This is a genomic window from Streptomyces shinuiensis (assembly GCF_043660855.1).
Taxonomy (GTDB): Bacteria; Actinomycetota; Actinomycetes; order Streptomycetales; family Streptomycetaceae; genus Streptomyces.
The window spans coordinates 43539-63694 of record NZ_JBIHML010000006.1 but is presented as its reverse complement, the minus strand read 5'-3'; the positions used below and the strand labels follow the sequence as shown (position 1 = coordinate 63694).

The window sequence follows — 20156 nt, the reverse complement described above, 5'->3', positions numbered from 1 at the left end:
CTCAGGCTCCGACCGCCACCGAACGGGCCGCGGTGTTCTTCTTCACCCAGGTGAGGACCTGGTCGGCGGCCTTGCGCGCGGTGGCCATGCACACGCCGACACCCACACCGTCGTACAGGGCGCCGCACACCGCGAGTCCGGGCTGGGCGGCCACCGTCTCACGGATGCGCCGCACCCGCTCCAGATGGCCGACGGTGTACTGCGGCAGTGCGTCTTCCCAGCGGCTCACCCGGGTCGCCACCGGGGCGCCGCTCACGCCGGTGGCCTCGGCCAGCTCGGCCGTCGCCAGCGCGACGAGATCGGCGTCGTCGCGCCCCAGCAGGTGCTCCTCGCCGAACCGCCCGACCGAGCAGCGGACGATCTCCACCTCGCCCGCCAGGTGCGGCCACTTCACGGTCGTGAACGTGACCTCCTTGACCGCCTTCCCCTCCACCGCGGGCACCCGGTACGCGGCGTATCCGCGGCCGGAGAGCCCGCCGGGGAACGCCGCGCGGGGGTAGGCGAGCGTGACCATCGCCACGCTCGAGTACGGAACCTCCGCGAACGCCGAGACGGCGGGGGCGGTCCCGGGGATCCTGGCGAGCAGGTCGCCGGCGGGGCCGGCCGGGACGGCGACGACGACGGCGTCCGCGTCGATGTACTCCGGGTCGGTGGCCGGGCCCACGGTCACCCGCCAGCCGCCCGTGCTCCGGGCGAGCCCCCGGACGGGGGCGCCGGTGCGCACGGACGCGTCCGGCGCGGCCGCCAGCACCTCCCGCACGAGCACGGGGGGCAGTGCGCCGAACCCACCGTCGAGGGTCGCCACGCTCACCGGCGGAGGCTTCTCCCCTTCCGCCAGGCGAGGCGCCAGCGAGTCCGCCGCGTCCGTGAGCGAAACGTGCGCCCGGGACGCCTTGGCCAGCGGCGTCAGCGTGGCCTCGAACGACAGGTCCTCGGCACGGCCGGAGAACACACCGGCGAGGAACGGGTCGACGAGGCGGTCCACGACCTCCTGGCCGAGGCGCCCTCCGACGTAGGAGGCGACCGAGACGTCGCCGTCCCGGTCGAACGACGGCAGCACCAGGTCCTGCCGTGCCCGGTCGAGTCCCGCCGCGGACAGCACACCGGATCTGCCGAGGCCGTCCATGTCGCAGGGCACGCCCATGAACTGGCGGTCGGGCTGCTGCCGGACCTCGCCCCGGGTCCAGATCGCCGACGCGGTGACGCCCGCCGGCATGATCCGGTCGCCGAGCCCGGCGTCCTTGATCAGCCCGGTGGTCTTGCGCCGGTTGGCGTACAGCGACTCGGCACCCTCGTCGACCGCGACCCCCGCCACTTCGGAGACCGACAGCTTCCCGCCGAGCCGGGATGATCCCTCCAGGACCGTCACCCGGACCGGCTCGTTGCGGAGATGGAACGCCGCCGCCAGTCCCGCGATACCACCCCCGATGATGACCACATGGGGCTTTTCACTCACCTGATCCCGTTCGGTGCCAGCCATTCCACCAGATCCTTCGTGGTTAGTGTCGGTAGAGGCCGTCTCGTCGACGGCGCTCGGCGTCAAGACAGGTCCTGGCAGTCTGGCCGGGGGCCTTGGCCCCCCGGTCGAGAGCGCCTAGAGGGCCGGTGGCCGGTGCCGAACCAGCGGTCGAGGGCGTGGGTGAGGTCGTCGGTGCTGCCGGGGGAGGTCCAGGCGACGTAGCCGTCGGGGCGGACGAGGACCGTGTCGAGTGCGGGGTCGGGGTCGGTGGTCCAGGTTCCGGTGATGACGTCGACCTGGTCGGTGTGGTCGCGGGTGGGGTGTTCGGTGGGGTTCCCGGTGGTGATGAGGAGGCCCTGTCCGGTGTGCAGGAGGTCGGCGACGCGGGTGCGGGTGCCGTCGGGCAGGGTGAGTTCGCTCTCGGGCGGCATGCGCCGGCCGAGCAGCGGGTGGTCCCCCTTGCCCAGGTCGTAGCGGACACCGAGGTTGCTCAGCATTCCGGCCACGTACTCGGCGGTGTCCCGGTGGGCCAGCAGTTCGCCCATGAGCTCGCGGACCGGGTCCATGTCCTCCCCGGTCAGCCGCAGCTCGATCGCCGCACGGGCGTTGCGCGCCAACTGCTCACCGATGGGGTGGCGTTCGGCGTGGTAGGTGTCGAGCAGACCCTCGGGGGCCCGGCCCCTGACCGCCGCCGCCAGCTTCCAGCCGAGGTTCACCGCGTCCTGGACGCCCACGCTCAGTCCCTGAGCCATGGCCGGGGGCTGCACGTGCGCGGCGTCGCCCGCCAGGAACACCCGGCCGCGCCGGTACTCGGCCGCGGCCCGCGAGGCGTCGGTGAAGCAGCTGATCCATCGGCACTGCCCGTGGTGGATGGACTCGCCGGTGAGCCGCTGCCAGGCGTCGGCCAGGTCGGAGTAGGTCAGGGAGGCACGGTCGCGCGGCGGCGTCCCGGCCTCGTGGACGACGACCCGGGTGACGCCGTTCTCCAGGTCCATCGCCATGACCATGCTGCCGCCCGGCAGGTCCTCGCCGATGCGCCGCCTGCGTGTGTCGATCCCGGTGACGTCGGCCGTGAGGAAGCCGCGCCGGCCGTCGGAGCCGGGGAAGCCGATCCCGGCCAGTTTGCGGACGGTGCTGCGTCCGCCGTCGCAGCCGACCAGGTAGGCGGCGCTCTCCTCGCCGGGCCCGTCGGGGCCGTCGACGGCCACCACGACACCGTCGTCGTTCTGCCGGAAAGCGGTCACCTCGTGGCCGCGCAGGATCGGCACGCCGAGGTCGCTCACCCAGCCCTCCAGCATCCGCTCGGTGCGGAACTGCGGGACCCCCCGGTGCCCGTGGTGGTCCTCCGCCAGAACGCGCAGGTCGATCGGCACCCCGCCGAAGTGGCTGTCGGCGGGCTCGGTACCGCCGAGCCTGCCGAGCAGGCCCCGCTGGTCGAAGCACTCGGCGGTGCGTTTGGTGAAGCTCGCGCCGCGCGACTCCCGCGGCGGGGCGGGAAGCCTCTCGTAGACGACGACGTCCACGCCGCCGAGCCTGAGTTCGCCCGCCAGCATCAGTCCGACCGGGCCCGCGCCCACGACGATGACATCCCTGGCCATGTGTTCACTCCTCTTCGGTCGATAGTGCCGGGATCACCGGTCGGCGGACTGCGGGACGCGGCCGGTGCCGAACCAGCGGTCGAGGGCGTGGGTGAGGTCGTCGGTGCTGCCGGGGGAGGTCCAGGCGACGTAGCCGTCGGGGCGGACGAGGACCGTGTCGAGTGCGGGGTCGGGGTCGGTGGTCCAGGTTCCGGTGATGACGTCGACCTGGTCGGTGTGGTCGCGGGTGGGGTGTTCGGTGGGGTTCCCGGTGGTGATGAGGAGGCCCTGTCCGGTGTGCAGGAGGTCGGCGACGCGGGTGCGGGTGCCGTCGGGCAGGGTGAGTTCGCTCTCGGGCGGCATGCGCCGGCCGAGCAGCGGGTGGTCCCCCTTGCCCAGGTCGTAGCGGACACCGAGGCCGCTGACGATGCCGGCCACGTACTCGGCGGTGTCCCGGTGGGCCAGCAGTTCGCCCATGAACTCGCGGACCGGGTCCATGGCGTCCTCGCCGAGGTAGAGCTTCGACGCCGCACGGGCGTTGCGGATCAGCTCCCGCCCCACCGGATGGCGTTCGGCGTGGTAGGTGTCGAGCAGACCCTCGGGGGCCCGGCCCCTGACCGCCGCCGCCAGCTTCCAGCCGAGGTTCACCGCGTCCTGCAGTCCGGCACTGAGCCCCCAGGCGGCCAGCGGCGGGATCTCGTGCGCGGCGTCGCCCGCCAGGAACACCCGGCCGCGCCGGTACTCGGCGGCCAGTGCGGCGGTGTTGCCGCAGGCCCACAGCCACTGTGGTTCCGCGTGGTCGATCGACTCGCCGGTGAGTCGCCGCCACGCGTCGGCGACCTGCGCGAACGTCAGCGAGCCCGGGTCCGGGCGGACGGGCAGGGCCAGGTCGTGGATGACCACGCGGTAGCGGCCCTCGCCCAGCGGGGTGCACACCACCATGCTGCCGCCGGGAAGACGCTCGCCGATGGGCCGGGGGCGCAGGGTGACACCGGTGATCTCCGCGGTGTACATGCCCCGGGTGGCCTCCCAGCCGGGAGCCGGGATTCCGGCCATCGCACGCACGGTGCTGCCCGCGCCGTCGCAGCCGACCACGTAGGCGGCGCTCTCCTCGCCGGGACCGCCGGGACCGGTGAAGGAGACCACGACGCCCTCGGGGACCTCACGCAGCCCGGTCACCTCGTGGCCGCGGCGCACCGGCACGCCGAGTTCGGCCAGCCAGCCGCCCAGCGCCTCCTCGGTCCTGGCCTGGGACAGGCCCAGCACGCCGCTGTGGTCCTCGTCGAGCATGCCGAGGTCGAAGCGGACCCCGCCGAAGTGCCCCATGGGACCCCACCGGAACTCCCCCAGGCGGGAGAGCAGCCCGCGCTGTCCCAGTGACTCGGCAGCCCGCCTGTTGAAGCCGAGAGCGCGGGATTCCCCGGTCGCGGCGGGCAGCCTGTCGTAGACGACCACGTCCACTCCGCCCAGGCGGAGTTCTCCGGCCAGCATCAGGCCGACCGGCCCCGCACCGACCACTATGACGTCAGTTGTTTTCATTTCTTAAGGCCCTCTGCGCTGTGGCAATAGTTGGCCATGGTGAAGCTACTCAGCGCGATGTCCGGCCGCAACGAGTTGAAATTCGCAAGCGCCGGCGGGGCGTTCGACCGGTGAATCGGCATGCTTGAACGCGGCATTGAACACTTGAGTGCGGAGTCCGCGCCGCAGCAATATCGGAGGTGCCTTCGGGTTTCGCTTCTCCCCGCGGTGGACGCATGCGCAATCAGCTCCCCGGAAAATCGGCGCGCCCGAGGCGGAATCCACCATTACGAAGGGAAGCGGACGTGACGGTCGAGAAGATCGCGCTCATCACGGGTGCCAACAAGGGCATCGGTTTCGCCACCGCGCGGCAACTCGGTGAGCAGGGAATCACCGTCATCGTCGGCGCGAGGGACGAGGTGCTCGGCAAGCAGGCCGCCGACGCGCTGGCCGCCGACGGCATCGCCGCGACGCCGCTCCGGCTCGACGTGACGGACCCCGGTTCCGTGGCCGGGGCGGCCCGCGAGATCGAGCGTCGGCACGGACGCCTGGACATCCTGGTGAACAACGCCGGCACGGCGGGCGGCTTCACCGGCACGCCCGGCGAGGCGACCGCCGCCGACCTGCGGGAGGTCTACGAGACCAATGTCTTCGGCACGGTCACCGTGACCCACGCGATGCTCCCGTTGCTGCGCCGCTCCCCGGCCGGCCGCGTCGTCAATCTGTCCAGCCACGTGGGGTCACTGACCCTGAACTCGGATCCGGACTCCCCGCTGGCGGGCGTCAACATGATCGCCTACCAGTCCTCGAAGACAGCACTGAACGCGGTCACGGTCGCGTACGCGAAGGAACTGCGCGGGACCCCGATCAAGGTCAACGCCGCCCTCCCCGGGGTGGTGGCCACGGACATCAACCACCACCGCGGCCACCGGACCCCCGCCGAGGGGGCCGCGATCGTGGTCCGGCTCGCCCTGCTGGACGAGACCGGCCCGTCCGGCGCGTGCCTGGCGGACGAGGGACCCGTCCCGTGGTAGCGCGAACGCCCCGACGCGGCGGAGGAGGAGGCGACGCCGCGGCACCACGCCGCGCCGGGGCCCGGGCGAGGCCGGTGGCGCGCCGCCGCTGAGGGCGACACCGGCGTTCCGGCCCGAAAGGGGGCACGCCCGCTCGCGGCCATCACATCCGATCGCACATGCCGGCCGGGACCCCGGCGGGCGAGAGACATGGAGACAGACAGTGGCGCTTGAAGGAACGATCCTGGTACTGGGCGGGACCGGCCGGCAGGGCGGGGCGGTGGCCCGCGAACTGCTGCGGCGCGGCCACACCGTGCATGCCCTGGTCCGCGACCCGGCCAAGGCGCAGGCGAGGGAGCTCCAGGAGGCGGGCGCGGTCCTCGTCCGCGGTGACATGGACGACGAGGCGTCGCTGTCGGCGGCGATGGAGGACGTCCACGGGGTGTTCAGCGTCCAGACCTTCCGGGGGCCCGGCGGGGTCGAGGCCGAGGAGCGGCAGGGCAGGGCGGTCGCCGACGCCGCGGTCCGGGCCGGGGTGAAGCACTTCGTCTACAGCTCGGTCGGCGGCGCGGACCGGGACACCCGTGTCCCGCACTTCGAGAGCAAGCTCAGGATCGAGCAGTACCTGCAGACGCTCGACCTGCCGACGACGGTGCTGCGGCCGGTCATGTTCCACGACATCCTCCTCGACATCGCCCCGCGCCCGGTGGAGGGCGAACTCGTCCTGGCGATGTGGCTGGACCCCGCGACCCCGGTGCAGCTCATCGCGTCGAGCGACATCGGCGTGTTCGCCGCGGACGCCTTCGAGAACCCGGACGTCTGGCTGGGCCGGGTGGTCGAGATCGCCGGTGAGGCGCTGACCGGACCGCAGATGGCCGCGGCGTTCGAGGCCGTGTCCGGCGTCCCGACCCGTTTCCAGCAGTTGCCCATCGAGCCGCTGCGCGCGGCCCGTCCCGACCTCGCCAACATGTTCGACTGGTTCGAGCGGGACGGTTACCGTGCCGACCTGGCCGAACTGCGCCGGAACAGGCCCGGCCTGGTGTCCCTGGAGGCCTGGCTGCGGGACAACTGGACCGCTCCCGCGGTCGGGGCGGGGCGCTGACCGCGGATCTCAGGTGAAGGCCGGGCCCCGGGTACGGGTGCGCTTGAGCTCGAAGAACCCGTCGGTCCCGGCCACCGCGAGCACGCCGTCCCAGAGCTTCGTCGCGGCCTCGCCGCGCGGGGCCGGGGTGACCACCGGGCCGAAGAACGCCACGTCCCCCACGGCGACGACGGGCGTTCCCACGTCGGTGCCGACGCGGCCGATGCCGTCGTGGTGCGAGGCGCGCACCGCGCTGTCGTACGCGTCGGACCCGGCCGCGTCGGCGAGGGAGGGGTCGAGGCCGGCGGCGGCCAGGGCCGCCGCGTAGGTGGACCGCTCCTTGGGGGCCTGCTCCAGATGGAACCGGGTGCCGAGCTCCGTGTACAGCCGCCCCAGCACCTCGGAGCCGTGCTCCCGCTCGGCGGCGGCGCAGACCCGTACCGGCTCCAGCCGCACGGCCAGGTCCCGGTGCCAGCGCTCGGGCAGGTCGGCGCGCCCCTCGTTGAGCACGGTCAGGCTCATGAGGTGCCAGTGGAGCTCGAGGGGCCGCTGCCGTGCGACCTCGAGGATCCAGCGGGAGGTCAGCCACGCCCAGGGGCAGGTCGGGTCGAACCAGAAATCCACCGGGGTCGGGGTGCCGTGCCGCACCGGGGCCTCCTCGATGTGTCCGTGGGATCGCGATCGGCGCTGTCCGCCCCCCGTCCGCCGGGTCGCCCGGTCTTTCGGGGCCGGAAGCCGGAAGCCGGAACAATGTGGCAAGCGGGGCCGGATTACCGGTGGAGCGGCACTGGAATTGCCGCGTTCAACCGCTCAAATTCCCTGGTTGAACGTTCGGCGGGCAATTGCGTCAATGCCGGAGTTGCGGGTTCGAGAAGCGCCTGCCTATCGTCTGTAATCCACGAAAAGAGGCGCTCTGAAAGGAACGGCATGTCCGTGCTGCCCGAGGTTCGTGACCAGTCCGACTCGTACGCGCTGCTCCATCTCATTCAGGGTGCTGTGATCACCCAGGCGATTTCCGTCGCGGCCAAGCTCGGCATTGCGGACGTCCTCGCCGCCGGACCGCTGTCCGTCGAGGACATCGCCAACAGGACCGGGTCCGACCCGAGGGCGACCCACCGCATCCTGCGCGCGCTCTGCGGCCACGGGGTGTTCGCGGTCCGCCCGGACGGCCGGTTCGAGCACACGCCGCTGTCCGACAAGCTCCGCGAGGACGCACCGGACTCGATGCGCGGCTTCGCCCTGCTGATGAGCCACCCCATGCTGTGGGAGGAATGGGGGCACCTGCTGAGCACCGCGGAGACCGGCGAGCCCAACCTGCCGAAGCTCCGCGGCATGGGCGCGCTGGACTTCTTCCACGCCGAACCCGAGTACGCGAGCGTGTTCTTCAGGGCGTTCGGCGACCTCTCGGCGTCGGAGACCGACCCGATCCTGGCCGCCTACGACTTCTCCGGCTTCGGCACGGTCGTGGACGTCATCGCGGGCCGGGGCAACCTCCTGGCGGGCATCCTCAAGCAGGCGCCCGGCGTCAAGGGCGTCCTGTACGACTCCCAGGTCGCGACCGTGGACTCGCCCGCGCTCTTCGAGGCGGCCGGAGTGGCGGACCGGTTCACGATCGAGCACGGCGGCTACCTCGACAAGCTGCCGGCCGGCGGCGACGCCTACCTGTTCAAGCACATCATCCACGACTTCTCCGAGGCCGACGCCGTCACGGCCCTGCGCAACGCGCGCGAGGCGATCGCCCCCGACGGCAAGCTGCTCGTCATCGAGTACGTGATCCCGGAGAACAACGAGAAGCACATCGGCCACACCATCGACCTCTGGCTGATGCTGATGCTCGGCGCCCAGGAGCGCACGCTCGCCGAGTACACCGAGCTGTTCGCCAAGGCCGGTTTCAAGCTCACCAGGGCCGTCCCCACCGGTGCGCCGATCTCGATCATCGAGGCGATCCCGGTCTGACGCCCGGCGGGCGGCCCCGCGACACCGGCCCCCGGGTACGAGAAGGCCGGCCGCCCGCTCGTGGTCGCAGCGGACTTCGCCGAGAGGCCGCCAAAAGCAGTCGACGTAATTCCGCGCGAATTGCGGACCGCGGATCGCGGGTGTTTCATCTGCGCTCTGTCCGCGGTTGAACAGCGGTTTCTTGCGAATGGCTCGGACGCTGAGCAGCATGTTTTTCCCGGTGATTAATACACGCTTATCGCACAGGAGAAGACTCGATGACTCCACGGATGGAAAACCCCTCCCTGGTCGTTCCCGGCGCCCTGCAGCCCCTGCTCGACCTGACCGAGGTCATCAGCAAGGTCGGCGTGCCGCAGACGACCCTCGATCTCGTCCGGCTGCGCGTCAGCGAGATCAACGGCCGTACCTACACGTTCCCGGACAAGGCGCAGGAGGTCGACGAGCGCCTCCTGCTGGTGGCCTCCTGGCGCACCGAGTCCTGCTTCGACGAGGCCGAGCGTGCCGCGCTGGAGATGGCGGAGGCCATCACCTTGATGACCGATCCGCAGGACATGGCGTCGGACGAGATCTGGGGGGAGGCCTCCCAGTACTACAACGACGAGCAGCTCGGCGCGCTGGTCATGCACATCGGCCTGGTCAACCTCTGGAACCGGGTGAACGTCACCACCCGCCAGGAACCCGCGGCCTGGCGCTGAGGAAGGGGACACGGCACCGTGCTGAAGCTCATCAACGCCGGCCTGGGCAGGACCGGCACGACATCCCTGAAGGTGGCCCTGGACCGGCTCGGTCTCGGCCCCTCCTTCCACATGTTCGACATCGTGGGCGACGCGGGACGACTCGAGCCGTGGGAGAAGATCGTCTGCGACGGGGAGCGCCCCGACTGGGCGGCGGTGTTCGACGGTTACCGCTCCGCGGTGGACGGTCCCTGCGCCCTCTACTACCAGCAGATCAGCGAGGCGTTTCCCGAGGCCAAGATGGTCCTCACGGTGCGCGACGCCGAGAGCTGGTACCGGAGCACCCACGACACGCTGTACCAGTTCGCCCTCCGGAGCATGCAGAACCCGCCGGAGCCCGGATCCCCGCAGGCCCGGCTGTTCCGCATCACCAGCACCATGGTCTGGGACGGCCTGTTCGGCGGCCGGTTCTCCGACAAGGACCACGCCATCGAGGTCTACCACCGGCACAACGAGGAGGTCGTGCGCACCCTGGGAGCGGACAACGTCCTCGTCTACGACGTGGAGCAGGGGTGGGAACCGCTGTGCGCCTTCCTCGGGGCCGACGTCCCCCGGGAGGAGTTCCCGCACGCCAACGACAGCGCGTCCATGCGCCGGCGGGTCGCCCTGGCGGCCGGAGCCGGTCCGGCCGCCGCGGACTGAGACGGCGAGGAGCGTTCGGTGCTGATCTCGGAAATGACGATCCCCGGCGCGTACCGCGTCGAACCCGAGCCCCTGAGCGACCGACGGGGGTTCTTCTTCGAGTCGGTGAAGACCAGCGCTCTGCTGGCCGACAGCGGCTGGGAGTTCGCGGTCCGCCAGGTCAACTTCTCGGTGTCCAGGCGGAACACCCTCCGGGGCATCCACGGAACCAGGGTTCCGCCCGGGCAGGCGAAGTTCGTCACCTGCGTGCGGGGCAGCGCGCTCGACATCGCCGTCGACATCCGTGTGGGTTCGCCGACGTTCGGCCACTACGACGTCACCTACCAGAGCCCGGAGACGGGGACGGCCGTGTACCTGCCCGACGGGATCGGCCACGCGTTCCTCGCCCTCACGGACGACACCTGCATGAGCTACCTCTGCTCCCAGGAGTACGTGCCGGGGACCATGATCGACGTCGACGCGCTCGATCCGGAACTCGCCCTGCCGTGGGAGCTGAAGGAACCGCCGATCCGCTCGGACAAGGACGCCGCGGCTCCCACCCTGGCCGAGGCGGCGGCCGCCGGCCTCCTGCCCACCTATGACCAGTGCCCGCCGCGCCGGCCCCTCGTGCCGAACGGCCCGGCCGGGCACCGCGGCGGATGACCGCGTGTCCGGGGCCGGGCCCGGTGCGGGAACGACGGCGGTCGGCGTCCGCGGACGCCGACCGCCGTCGTTCCCGCGGTGCCTCACCCGTTCCCGCTCACCCGTTCCCGCTCACCGGGACTCCCCGCCGAGGGCGTGCGCGCGGATCCGGGCCATCAGCCCGGCCTGCCGCACCAGTTCGTGGTGGTGCGCCGCCCGTGCCGCCGGGTCGCGCACGGCGTCGTGGAACGCGGTGAACACCCCGAGGAACTGGTCCGACGCCGGGGCGAGGATCCTGGTCTCCCGGTCCTTCTGCTGCAGGCGCAGTACCGGGCGGGCACTGTGCGAGGGCGTGAACGCCCATTCCAGGACCAGCCGCCCCTCGTTCCCCCAGAGGTCGTAGGTCGACCGGTAGCTGTGGGACAGGCCGAACGAGCAGTTCGCGGTGACGCCGTCGTCGTCGCGCAGCAGCGCCACTCCGGAGATGTCCACGCCCAGGCCGGGATCGAACTTCAGGCCGGCTCCCAGGACCTGCGGCGAGGACCTGAGGTACTCCTGGGCCGCGCGCACCGGATAGCAGCCGACCTCCCACAGCGCCCCGCCACCGAGGTCCGCCTGGTACTTGATCCCGCGCGGGTCGGTCGGCGGAATACCGAACACACCGTTGTAGGAGCGCAGTTCCCCGATCGCTCCGTCGGCCACGAGGGACTGCGCCAGGTCGTGCTGGGGGTGCCGGAGGAACGCGAAGTTCTCCATGATGAGCAATCCGCGCTCTTCGGCGAGCGTGACGAGGGCCCGGGCGGTCTCCTCGCCGGGCACCGCGGGCTTCTCGATCAGGACGTGTTTTCCCGCCTCCAGCGCCCGGCGCGCCCATGTGGCGTGCTCGCTGTTCGGCAGGGGGATGTAAACCGCGTCGATGCCGGGCAGCTCCAGGAGCCGCTCGTAACCCGCGGCGGCCGCACAACCATGAGCGGCCGCGACGCCCTCGGCCTTCTCCCGGGATCGGCTGGCGACCGCCACCAGCCGGAACGCCGACTCCCGGATCGCCGGGAGGGCCCGCCGTACGGCGATGTCGGCGCACCCGATGATGCCGATACCAACCCTTTGCTCGGGTTCGGGAACGGGCGTCAGATCTTCGATGCTCACAGGTCCACCTAAACGACGATAGGAATTCGCATGCCTGAACCAGTATGGTGTCAGCCTGGATAAAACGACCCGCGTTTGTCAACATTCAGGGTATTCGCGGACCGTGGATTGGAGGAGGCTTTCGGCCGGGTGTTGTCCGGATATAGAGTGCGGACATCACCTAATTGGCACGAAGCCACTGAGGAGGTGCCACGGTGAAGGGAATCATCCTGGCCGGCGGCAATGGCACGAGACTCCACCCGATCACCCTCGGCGTCTCGAAGCAAATGCTCCCGGTCTACGACAAACCGATGATTTACTATCCGCTGTCGGCCCTGATGCTGGCGGGGATAACCGAGATCGAGATCATCACCACCCCCGACGACAAGGAGATGTTCCGTCGGCTGCTGGGCGACGGCTCCTGGCTCGGCATCTCCCTGACCTACGCGGAGCAGGACAAGCCCCGGGGGCTCGCCGACGCGTTCCTGGTCTCCGCGGACCACATCGGTGACGACTCCGTCGCCCTGGTGCTGGGTGACAACATCTTCCACGGATACGAGTTCGGCCCCTTGCTCCAGCGTGCCTCGCACAACATCAAGGGCTGCGTCCTGTTCGGCTACCCGGTGCGCGATCCCGAACGCTACGGCGTCGGCACGGTCGACGCACAGGGCAGACTCGTCGCCCTCGAGGAGAAGCCCGCGCGTCCGCAGAGCAACATGGCGATCACCGGGTTGTACCTCTACGACAACCAGGTCGTCGACATCGCGCGGCGACTGCGGCCCTCGGAGCGCGGCGAGCTGGAGATCACCGACCTCAACCGCGTCTACCTGGAGCGGGGCGAGGCCAGGCTGGTCCCGCTCGGCCGCGGTTTCGTCTGGCTGGACACCGGAACCCACGACGCGCTCATGGAGGCCGGTGACTACGTCCAGGTCCTGGAACACCGCCAGGGTGTGCGCATCGCCTGCCTCGAGGAGATCGCCTGGCGCATGGGGTACATCGACCAGGAGTCCTGCTACCGGCTCGGAAGCCGCCTCGCCCACTCCTCCTACGGCCAGTACGTCATGGAACTGGCCCGGGCCGGCTGAGGCCGAACGGGACACCGCAGCGCCGAAATCACCTCCTCACCGGAAGAAGTGCAACAGCCAATGAGACTCTTGTTCACCGTCGGCGGCAGCCAGGCGGCTGTCTTCGGTGTCGCCCCCCTCGCCGCGGCCGCGCGCAACGCGGGCCACGAGATCCTGCTGGCCGCCGACGAACCGCTGATGGCGGCCGCGCAGTCCGTCGGGCTCCCCGCGGTGTGCATCACCCCCGAGCGCATGCGCTACGGCCAGGACGCCATGACGGCCGCCGTCCGCCTCGACGCCCTGCTGGAACTGACCCGGCACTGGGCCCCCGACCTGGTCGTCGGCGGCCTGTCCCACGTCCCCCGGGTGCTCGCCGCCCGGCTGAAGGTCCCCTACGTCCGTCACATATGGCACATCGCCCCGATGGCGCGCCGGGACCGCACGGCGGTGGCGGAGCTCCAGCCGGAGCTGGAGCGCCTCAACGTGACCGAGCTGCCGGCTCCCGATCTCTTCATCGACCTGTGCCCGCCGTCCCTGCGCCCGCCCGACGCCCCCGCCGGGCGGGCGATGCGCTGGGTCCCCCGGGTGCGCCAGAGCCGGATCGAGCCGTGGATGTACACCCGCCCCGAGGGGCGCCGCCGGGTGCTGGTCACGGCGGGGACCCGCAACCTCGTGCTCGACACCCCCGGCAGCTCGCTGCGCAGGCTGGTGGACGAACTGACCGGAACGGGGGCCGAGGTGCTGATCGCGGCGCTCCCCGAGGCCGCCGAGCGGTTCGGCCCGGAGCTGGGTGACGTACGCATCGGCTGGATTCCCCTGGACGTGGCCGCTCCCACCTGTGACCTGGCGGTCCACCACGGCGGCGCGACCACCGCCATGACGTTGATCAACGCGGGCGTGCCCCAGCTGATCGTCCCCGACAACGGCTACGGCAAGGCCGTCGCGGAGGCCGTCAGCGGCTTCGGCGCCGCCGTGATGGTGGACCGGCACCGGCCGGAGGCGGGCCAGGACCCGGACGAGGTGATCGCCGCGGGCTGCCGGGAGGTTCTCTCGGACCCCCGGTACGCCGAGCGGGCACGGGCCCTCGCCGCGGAGGCCGCGGCGCTGCCGACCCCCGCCGAGGTGCTGCGCGAGGTGGAAGCCCTCGCCGCCCGCTGACCGGCAGCGGTACCGGCCGGAGGCCCGGCCGGCCCCGGCAACGCGAACCGCCCTGAAACCGACGGAGGAGGTCTCCGCGGTCTCAGGGCGGTCCGCGTTGCCGGCGGACGTGCCTGCCCGGGGGTCAGGCCAGCGCCTCCAGCTTGGGCACGATCTCGGCGGGCGTGGGGAGCGTCGAGATCTCCTTGGCGAGGAACTGCATCCGCTCGGTGTAGCCCGGGTTCTCCAGCAGTTCCCGGCAGGCGGCGGCGATCACTTCGCCCGGAGCCTTGTCGGGCTCCTGCGCCTGCGGCCACAGTGTCTTGCCGGCGCCGAAGCCGCTGATGGCGCCGGCGATGGCCTCCCGGTGGTAGTTCGGGGGGAACTCCGGCGGGTTCTCGGGGATGATCAGCTGCGGCACGCCGTTGGCCATGAGGGTCGTGGCGGTGGTCGCGCCGCCGTGGTGGACCGCCAGGTCACAGGTGGCGGCGGTGACGTCGATCGGGATCCAGCCGACGCGCGCGTCGCCCAGCTCCGAGCCGAACCGCTCGGCGGCACCGGGGGACGCCGCGATCAGCACCTCGGCCCCCAGCTTGTCCAGCTCGCTCACCAGCAGCGGCATGGACCAGCCCGGGTCGCGGAACATCAGGCTGCGGAAACCCGAGGTGATCAGTACGCGGCGCCGCCCCTCGGGGCGGGTGTACATCCAGCGCTCGAGCCGACGCTGCGGGTTGCTGGGGATCCAGCGCAGCGGCTGCGCGACCGGGTCGTGGGCCGGCCGCAGCGACGGGGGGGTCGAGTCGAGGAGCAGGTCGGGCTTGAGCAGCCCGTCCACTCCCAGACGTTCCAGCTCCGGCCGGAGCTCCTCCTCGGCGCCCGGGTCGATACCGGTGAGGGGGATCCCCAGGTACTCGACCTGGCGCACGTACGGGACCTTCAGGTGGGCGGCGAGCAGCATCGCCGCGTAGCTCTGCGAGCTGCCGACGACCACGTCCGGGGTCCAGTCCTTCGCCAGCTCAAGGAGGGACTTCACCCCGGCCAGACCCATCTGCGCGAAGCCTCGGCCCTGGCCGAACATCTCCTCGTCCCCCAGCTCGCGGGGGAACCGCAGACCCTTGCCCGGGTTGCTGATCCGCATGAAGTGCCGGATCGGATCGACGGTGAAGCAGAAGGTGGGGAGGCCGATGGCCTCCGCGGTCTCCACCCACGGCTCGTGGGCGGCCAGCATGACTTGGTGGCCCGCGTTCCGCGCGGCCGTCGCCAGCGGAGCAGCGGCATAGTAGGTGGCCTGGCTGCCCGTGGTTATGAACAGGATTTTCATGGCACTCCGAATGCTTTCGAGGGACGCGGCCTAAAGCATTTGCGAACAGTACTGATGGTCCGCAACGCACCCTTTTCCTGTCAAACAACTTCAATTGGCAACCCTGTTCAATCGCGGATTTCCCGCAGTTGAACAGGGTGCGCTCCGGACCTCGTTGCGCAGCCCTTGGCCGCTGACCATCATGAGGTCTGCACGTGTGGCGAGGAAGCCCCAGAAAAACGGACATCGAAAGTCGGTGGCACGCATGAACAATCTGATCTACAACGCCCGGATGGCCCTCCGCGACGTCATGGAAGTGAATATCTTCACCCAGGGAAACGACAAGGTCTATCTGACGGTTTTCCCGGAGCTGGTCTGGGAGGGCTCGGAGAAGACTCAGTCGGAAAAGGTCGTCCAGTCCGTCATCGACCGCCTCCACGAAATGAACCTGGACGTCGCCGGCGGCGAGTCCGCCGTCCAGGCCCTCCTGAACTCCGAATCCGTGGAGATCGTCCGCAAGGCCGCCTGAACGACAGCCGGGGCCGGCGGGTCCCCGGCCCGCCCGTGCCCGTGTGCGTCCCGGGCCGGGGGTGAGCGCCACGCCGTACGAGGCGGCCCGGCGGCGGGCGCGCCGCGGATCCGGCCGACCGCCGCGCCGACCGCGAACCCGTGGGCGCCGCATGCGGCGTCCCGGACTTCGCCCCGAGTGCCCGCGCCGACCAGCGCCGCGGGCACTCGTCGTTTCCTCAGTGGTGGCCACCCATGTGCAGATGGGCGGCCGGGCTGACCACGAAGGGACGCACCATGTGCTGCTCGTGCTCCAGCATGTGGCAGTGGTGCACACCCCTGCCGACCACGGGGAAGCGGACGGCCACGGTGACCAGCTCGCCCGGTGTGCCGTCCGGACCGGGCCTGATCTGACCGGCCGTCCCCACCCTGATGGTGTCCTTCTCCCCGAGTTCGTGCGGTTCGAGCTCCGCCGTCGCCTTGAACGCGATCGGCCTGGCCGAGCCACGGACCAAACGGTCGAAACCGGTCACGTCGTAGCTCTCGCGGGACAGCACCTGGAAGTGGGCCAGGTGAATGTGCATGGGGTGGGGGGCTGCGGCGAGGTTGAGGTACTTCCAGATCTCCACCCCGTCGTGCGCCGCGGTGAACGTGTTGCCGTCGCCGTAGTGCATGGCCGTCCTGCGCAGCGTCGTGACGGTGCCCTCGGCGTCCTGCACCTGGACGATCCCGGCGGCGGGGAACGTGATTCCCTCCGCGTCGGTCTCCTCCATCTCCCAGAGCTCGGGCACGTTGGCCGAGCCGGGACCGACCAGTACCACCCACCGGGGGGCGCGGTCGTGCGGCACGTCGTGGTGGGTGGACCGCTCGAAGGTGGGTGAGACGACCTCGGGCAGCGTGAACCGGGTGGAGGGCCTGCGATCGGCCACCCGGAACTGCATCACGTCGGGCTCCAGCAGGTCGTGGCGCTTGCTGGACTCGCCGGGCGTGACGCCCTCCATCGTGTTGACCAGCTTGAGCGACTGACCGCGGAACGCGCTGAAGTCGACCAGCACGTCGGCGCGTTCACCGGAGGAGAGGTTGAGCGCCCCGTCGACCGGCAGCGGCTTGCCGATCAGGCCCTGGTCGGTGCCGATCACCTGGAGCGCCCCGGGGACGGGCCGGCCGTCGGCCAGCAGCATCAGCCGGTAGATACGGGAGTTCGCCGTGTTGACGATCCGGAACCGGTACCAGCGCGGGTCGACCTCCAGATAGGGCCAGATCACGCCGTTGACCAGGGTGTAGGGGGCCGCGTGCGCACGCATGAGGCGCTGCCCGACCATCTCCACCTTGTGGACCAGCCGGCCGGTCAGGGCACCCGACGCGTCCAGCCCGAAGTTGCGGTCGCTGAGGATCAGCGGCACCTCGTGCCTGCCCTTGGGAAGGTCCAGCGCCCGCTCCTCCGCGTTGCGGGAGACGAACATGCCCGCGAGACCGGCGTACACGCTGAAGCGGCTGACGTGGTGGGTGTGGTCGTGGTACCAGAGCGTCGTCGCGGCCTGGTCGTTCGGGTACGCCGACAGCTGTACGTCGCCGGGAGCGACGAGGTTCTCCATCCAGCCGTCGTTGCCGCCGCCGGTCAGCATGCCGTGCAGGTGCACCGCGGCCCACGGCTCCAGGCCGGCCACCCCGGGGACCTCCTGGCAGCCCTCCGTGCCGGGGTAGTTGGTGAGCGGATCGCGGGACGGGCCGCCGGGCATGCCGAAGTCGACGGCGGTGACCGGGATGTTCCCCGTCAGGTGGTTCTCCCAGGCGACCCGGAGCCTGCGGCCGCGGACCGTCTCGATCGTCGGACCCGGATAGACGCCCTCGTAGGTCCACATCGGCACCGGCGGGAGCTCCGAGTGCAGGGTGACGTCGGCGGTGCGCATGCGCACGGTCAGCTCTTCATGGCGGCCGTGGCCGCGGGGACGGAGCACGGGCGGCTCGCGCAGCGGGTCCTTGAACTTGGTCAGCTTCAGTCCGTCCGCCGACGGCTCGGGCCCGCCGGGGGCCCCTTGCCCCGGCGCGGCGAAGGCGGGGGCCGATGACATGAGTACGCCCAGGCCGGCGACGGCGCCGCCCCGCAGCAGCGTGCGACGGTTGAGCCCGGATGGTTCTGGTATTTCGGCAGATGCAGTGTCCACTCGCCGGATGTTAGGGAGTGCCACTCCAGAAGGGCTTGAGGTCCGCTTCACCACAAAGGAGCCGGTTCCCGGCCCGGCCCCCTCGCGCCCCGGGCCTGCACGTCCTCCGGCGCGGCCGCGCCCTACACGACCGCCGCCTCGGTGTCCCGGCGGACGAGCGTGGCGTAGCGGCCGCCGAGACCGAGCAGCTCGTCGTGGGTGCCGCGCTCGACGATCCTGCCCCGCTCCAGCACGATGATCTCGTCGGCCTCACGGACGGTCGACAGCCGGTGGGCGACCGTGATGGTGGTGCGGCCCGCGCTCGCCGCGTCGACGGCCTTCTGCACGGCCTGCTCGGTTCGGGTGTCCAGGGCGCTGGTGGCCTCGTCGAGCACCAGGATGGGCGGGTCGCGCAGGATGGCGCGGGCGATGGCCAGCCGCTGCTTCTCCCCGCCGGAGAACCGGTACCCGCGCTCACCGACCACCGTGTCGTAGCCGCCGGGCAAGGACATCAGGTAGTCGTGGATGTGCGCGACCCGCGCCGCCGCGACCAGTTCCTCGTCGGTCGCGTCGGGCTTGGCGAACCGGAGGTTGTCGGCGACCGACGCGTGGAACAGGTAGGTCTCCTGGGAGACGACGCCGACGGCGGCGGCGAGCGTTTCGAACGACAGGTCGCGCACGTCGACGCCGTCGATCGTGACGACGCCGGACGTCGCGTCGTACAGACGCGGGATGAGGTAGCTCAGCGTGGTCTTGCCCGAGCCGGTCTCCCCGACGACGGCGAGGCTGCACCCGGCGGGGACGGTCAGGTCGACGCCTTCCAGCGTCGGTCGCTCCGCACCCGCGTAGGAGAAGCCGACCCCCCGCATGCGCACCTCGCCCCGCAGGCGCTCCGGCGCGACGGGCCGCTCCGGCTCGGCGATGTCGACGGGCATGTCGAGGTACTCGAAGACGCGCCCGAACAGTTCGAGTGAACTCTGGATGTCCAGACCGATGGTCAAGAGCCGCTGGGCCGGCCGGTACAGGACCTGCTGGAGGGTGGCGAAGGCGACCAGGGCGCCGATGGAGATGGACATGCGGCCGCCGCTCGAGTTCATTCCCGCCACCCAGTAGATCACCGCGGGCATGGCGGCCATGACGACCCAGATCGTGGACTGGTACCACAGGCCCGCCGTGCTCGCACGTACCTCGATGTCGGTGAGCTTGCGGGACTGCTCGGCGAACGTGTCGCTCAGCGAGCGCGAACGGCCCATGGTGTGGCCGAGCATGATCCCGCTGACCGACAGCGACTCCTGCACGTTCGACGACAGGTCGGCGAACTGGCGCTGCCGGGCACGGGTGACGACGCGGAGCATGTCTCCGACGTGCCGGCTCACCCAGACGAAGCCCGGGAGGACGATCAGTGACGCCAGCGTGAGCCGCCAGTCGAGCAGGAGCATGGCGGTGACCGTGGCGATGACGGTCGTCACGTCCGACACCAGCGCCGTGGCGGTGGTCGTCACGGTCACCTGCATCCCGCCGATGTCGTTGGCGATGCGCGACTGGACCTCACCGGTACGGGTCCGGGTGAAGAAGGCCAGGGACATGCGCTGGAGGTGGGAGTACACGGCGGTGCGCAGATCGTGCATGACGAGCTGGCCGACCTTGGCGGACAGGTAGGTCTGCCACACGTTGAACGAACTGGTGGCGATCGAGACGACGACCATTCCCAGGGCGAGCAGCGACAGCAGTCCGGTCCTGCCCTGTGGCAGCGCCACGTCGATGATCTCGCGGATCAGGAAGGGGTTGACGAGGGAGACCAGGGAAGAGCCCACGACCAGGAACGCGACGCAGAGCAGATTCTTGCGGTACGGACGGAACAGCTTGAGTATGCGTCGCTTCTGCACGGGGAAATGAGCAGCGGCCGACCCGGTGGTGGTCACCCTGGTCTCCTTATCTTCGGTCATGCCCTGTCGATGGCGCGCGGACGGGTAAGGAGCCGGGCCCGCGGTCGACGCGAGCCGTGCCGCGGCACGGTGGCCGGACCGGGATCGTGGTCCCCGGCACGACGGCGGGGGCGCGGTGCGTCCGGCAGCCGCCCGGGCGGCGTGCCGTGCCTTTCACGGATGCTCACCCGGTGACGTCCACCGGGTGGGCTCCTCCTCCGGTGTGGGCGGCGGACAGGGCTGTTCGGCGGGTGGGATCCCGTAATCCGTCCATGTGTGGTGCGGATGTATCCCGGTCCACGCGAATCCCGTCCACATGAAACCCGTGCCGAGGCTCTTCCCCATGGCTCTCA

General features: G+C 70.9%; 17 protein-coding genes. 9 read left to right on the top strand and 8 right to left on the bottom strand.

Going from position 1 to position 20156, the window contains the following annotated elements; all coding sequences use genetic code 11:
- Position 1: 1 nt before the first annotated feature.
- Genes hemG through ACGRHY_RS29590 form a run of 3 tightly spaced genes read right to left on the bottom strand, consistent with a single transcriptional unit; the run spans position 2 to position 4575 of the window.
- Positions 2–1480: a protoporphyrinogen oxidase gene (gene hemG, locus ACGRHY_RS29600; RefSeq protein ID WP_394638745.1), complete on the bottom strand. Its 1479-nt coding sequence runs from the start codon at positions 1478–1480 to the stop codon at positions 2–4.
- Positions 1481–1539: 59 nt separating this feature from the next.
- Positions 1540–3057: an FAD-dependent monooxygenase gene (locus tag ACGRHY_RS29595; RefSeq protein ID WP_394638744.1), complete on the bottom strand. Its 1518-nt coding sequence runs from the start codon at positions 3055–3057 to the stop codon at positions 1540–1542.
- A gap of 33 nt (positions 3058–3090) precedes the next feature.
- Complete coding sequence (locus tag ACGRHY_RS29590) at positions 3091–4575, bottom strand: FAD-dependent monooxygenase (RefSeq protein ID WP_394638743.1); 1485 nt, start codon at positions 4573–4575, stop codon at positions 3091–3093.
- Positions 4576–4859: 284 nt separating this feature from the next.
- On the opposite strand from ACGRHY_RS29590, the gene ACGRHY_RS29585 reads away from it, so the two are divergent.
- Entirely contained in the window at positions 4860–5588 is a 729-nt protein-coding gene (locus ACGRHY_RS29585) for an SDR family oxidoreductase (RefSeq protein ID WP_394638742.1), read from the top strand.
- A 202-nt stretch (positions 5589–5790) separates the two neighbouring features.
- Positions 5791–6669 (top strand): NmrA/HSCARG family protein, encoded by an 879-nt coding sequence (locus tag ACGRHY_RS29580; RefSeq protein ID WP_394638741.1) that lies wholly within the window; start codon positions 5791–5793, stop codon positions 6667–6669.
- A gap of 9 nt (positions 6670–6678) precedes the next feature.
- On the opposite strand, the gene ACGRHY_RS29575 is transcribed toward ACGRHY_RS29580, so the two are convergent.
- Positions 6679–7296, bottom strand: a complete 618-nt coding sequence (locus ACGRHY_RS29575; protein WP_394638740.1) for a mycothiol-dependent nitroreductase Rv2466c family protein — start codon at positions 7294–7296, stop codon at positions 6679–6681.
- 279 nt (positions 7297–7575) lie between these two features.
- On the opposite strand from ACGRHY_RS29575, the gene ACGRHY_RS29570 reads away from it, so the two are divergent.
- From ACGRHY_RS29570 to ACGRHY_RS29555, 4 genes are all read left to right on the top strand, one after another.
- The gene (locus ACGRHY_RS29570; protein WP_394638739.1) at positions 7576–8604 is read left to right on the top strand and encodes a methyltransferase; all 1029 of its coding nucleotides are present in this window, start codon (positions 7576–7578) and stop codon (positions 8602–8604) included.
- 257 nt (positions 8605–8861) lie between these two features.
- The gene (locus ACGRHY_RS29565) at positions 8862–9299 is read left to right on the top strand and encodes a carboxymuconolactone decarboxylase family protein (RefSeq protein ID WP_394638738.1); all 438 of its coding nucleotides are present in this window, start codon (positions 8862–8864) and stop codon (positions 9297–9299) included.
- An 18-nt stretch (positions 9300–9317) separates the two neighbouring features.
- Entirely contained in the window at positions 9318–9980 is a 663-nt protein-coding gene (locus tag ACGRHY_RS29560; protein WP_394638737.1) for a sulfotransferase family protein, read from the top strand.
- Positions 9981–9998: 18 nt separating this feature from the next.
- Entirely contained in the window at positions 9999–10622 is a 624-nt protein-coding gene (locus tag ACGRHY_RS29555) for a dTDP-4-dehydrorhamnose 3,5-epimerase family protein (RefSeq protein ID WP_394638736.1), read from the top strand.
- 111 nt (positions 10623–10733) lie between these two features.
- On the opposite strand, the gene ACGRHY_RS29550 is transcribed toward ACGRHY_RS29555, so the two are convergent.
- Positions 10734–11747: a Gfo/Idh/MocA family protein gene (locus tag ACGRHY_RS29550; protein ID WP_394638735.1), complete on the bottom strand. Its 1014-nt coding sequence runs from the start codon at positions 11745–11747 to the stop codon at positions 10734–10736.
- A 194-nt stretch (positions 11748–11941) separates the two neighbouring features.
- On the opposite strand from ACGRHY_RS29550, the gene rfbA reads away from it, so the two are divergent.
- Together rfbA and ACGRHY_RS29540 are read left to right on the top strand one after the other, a co-directional pair.
- Positions 11942–12811, top strand: coding sequence for a glucose-1-phosphate thymidylyltransferase RfbA (rfbA, locus tag ACGRHY_RS29545; RefSeq protein ID WP_394638734.1), 870 nt, complete (start codon positions 11942–11944; stop codon positions 12809–12811).
- Positions 12812–12871: 60 nt separating this feature from the next.
- Positions 12872–13948: a glycosyltransferase gene (locus tag ACGRHY_RS29540; RefSeq protein ID WP_394638733.1), complete on the top strand. Its 1077-nt coding sequence runs from the start codon at positions 12872–12874 to the stop codon at positions 13946–13948.
- A 124-nt stretch (positions 13949–14072) separates the two neighbouring features.
- On the opposite strand, the gene ACGRHY_RS29535 is transcribed toward ACGRHY_RS29540, so the two are convergent.
- Positions 14073–15248, bottom strand: coding sequence for a glycosyltransferase (locus ACGRHY_RS29535; protein ID WP_394638732.1), 1176 nt, complete (start codon positions 15246–15248; stop codon positions 14073–14075).
- 244 nt (positions 15249–15492) lie between these two features.
- Here ACGRHY_RS29535 and ACGRHY_RS29530 point away from each other — a divergent pair, with 244 nt between their 5' ends.
- On the top strand, positions 15493–15756 hold the full coding sequence (locus ACGRHY_RS29530) for a hypothetical protein (RefSeq protein ID WP_394638731.1): 264 nt from the start codon (positions 15493–15495) through the stop codon (positions 15754–15756).
- Between the two features lie 217 nt (positions 15757–15973).
- Here the strand turns inward: ACGRHY_RS29530 and ACGRHY_RS29525 are convergent, their stop codons facing one another.
- Together ACGRHY_RS29525 and ACGRHY_RS29520 are read right to left on the bottom strand one after the other, a co-directional pair.
- Entirely contained in the window at positions 15974–17899 is a 1926-nt protein-coding gene (locus ACGRHY_RS29525) for a multicopper oxidase family protein (protein ID WP_394638730.1), read from the bottom strand.
- 122 nt (positions 17900–18021) lie between these two features.
- A complete protein-coding gene (locus ACGRHY_RS29520; protein ID WP_394638729.1) occupies positions 18022–19824 on the bottom strand; it encodes an ABC transporter ATP-binding protein in 1803 nt (600 codons plus the stop codon).
- Between the last annotated feature and the right edge of the window lie 332 nt (positions 19825–20156).

Excerpts from the sequence above, each read along its gene's own strand:
- hemG (WP_394638745.1), bottom strand. The coding sequence starts at position 1,480 with ATGGCTGGCACCGAACGGGATCAGGTGAGTGAAAAGCCCCATGTGGTC.
- ACGRHY_RS29595 (WP_394638744.1), bottom strand. The coding sequence starts at position 3,057 with ATGGCCAGGGATGTCATCGTCGTGGGCGCGGGCCCGGTCGGACTGATG.
- ACGRHY_RS29590 (WP_394638743.1), bottom strand. The coding sequence starts at position 4,575 with ATGAAAACAACTGACGTCATAGTGGTCGGTGCGGGGCCGGTCGGCCTG.
- ACGRHY_RS29570 (WP_394638739.1), top strand. The coding sequence starts at position 7,576 with ATGTCCGTGCTGCCCGAGGTTCGTGACCAGTCCGACTCGTACGCGCTG.
- ACGRHY_RS29565 (WP_394638738.1), top strand. The coding sequence starts at position 8,862 with ATGACTCCACGGATGGAAAACCCCTCCCTGGTCGTTCCCGGCGCCCTG.
- ACGRHY_RS29540 (WP_394638733.1), top strand. The coding sequence starts at position 12,872 with ATGAGACTCTTGTTCACCGTCGGCGGCAGCCAGGCGGCTGTCTTCGGT.
- ACGRHY_RS29535 (WP_394638732.1), bottom strand. The coding sequence starts at position 15,248 with ATGAAAATCCTGTTCATAACCACGGGCAGCCAGGCCACCTACTATGCC.
- ACGRHY_RS29530 (WP_394638731.1), top strand. The coding sequence starts at position 15,493 with ATGAACAATCTGATCTACAACGCCCGGATGGCCCTCCGCGACGTCATG.
- ACGRHY_RS29520 (WP_394638729.1), bottom strand. The coding sequence starts at position 19,824 with ATGACCGAAGATAAGGAGACCAGGGTGACCACCACCGGGTCGGCCGCT.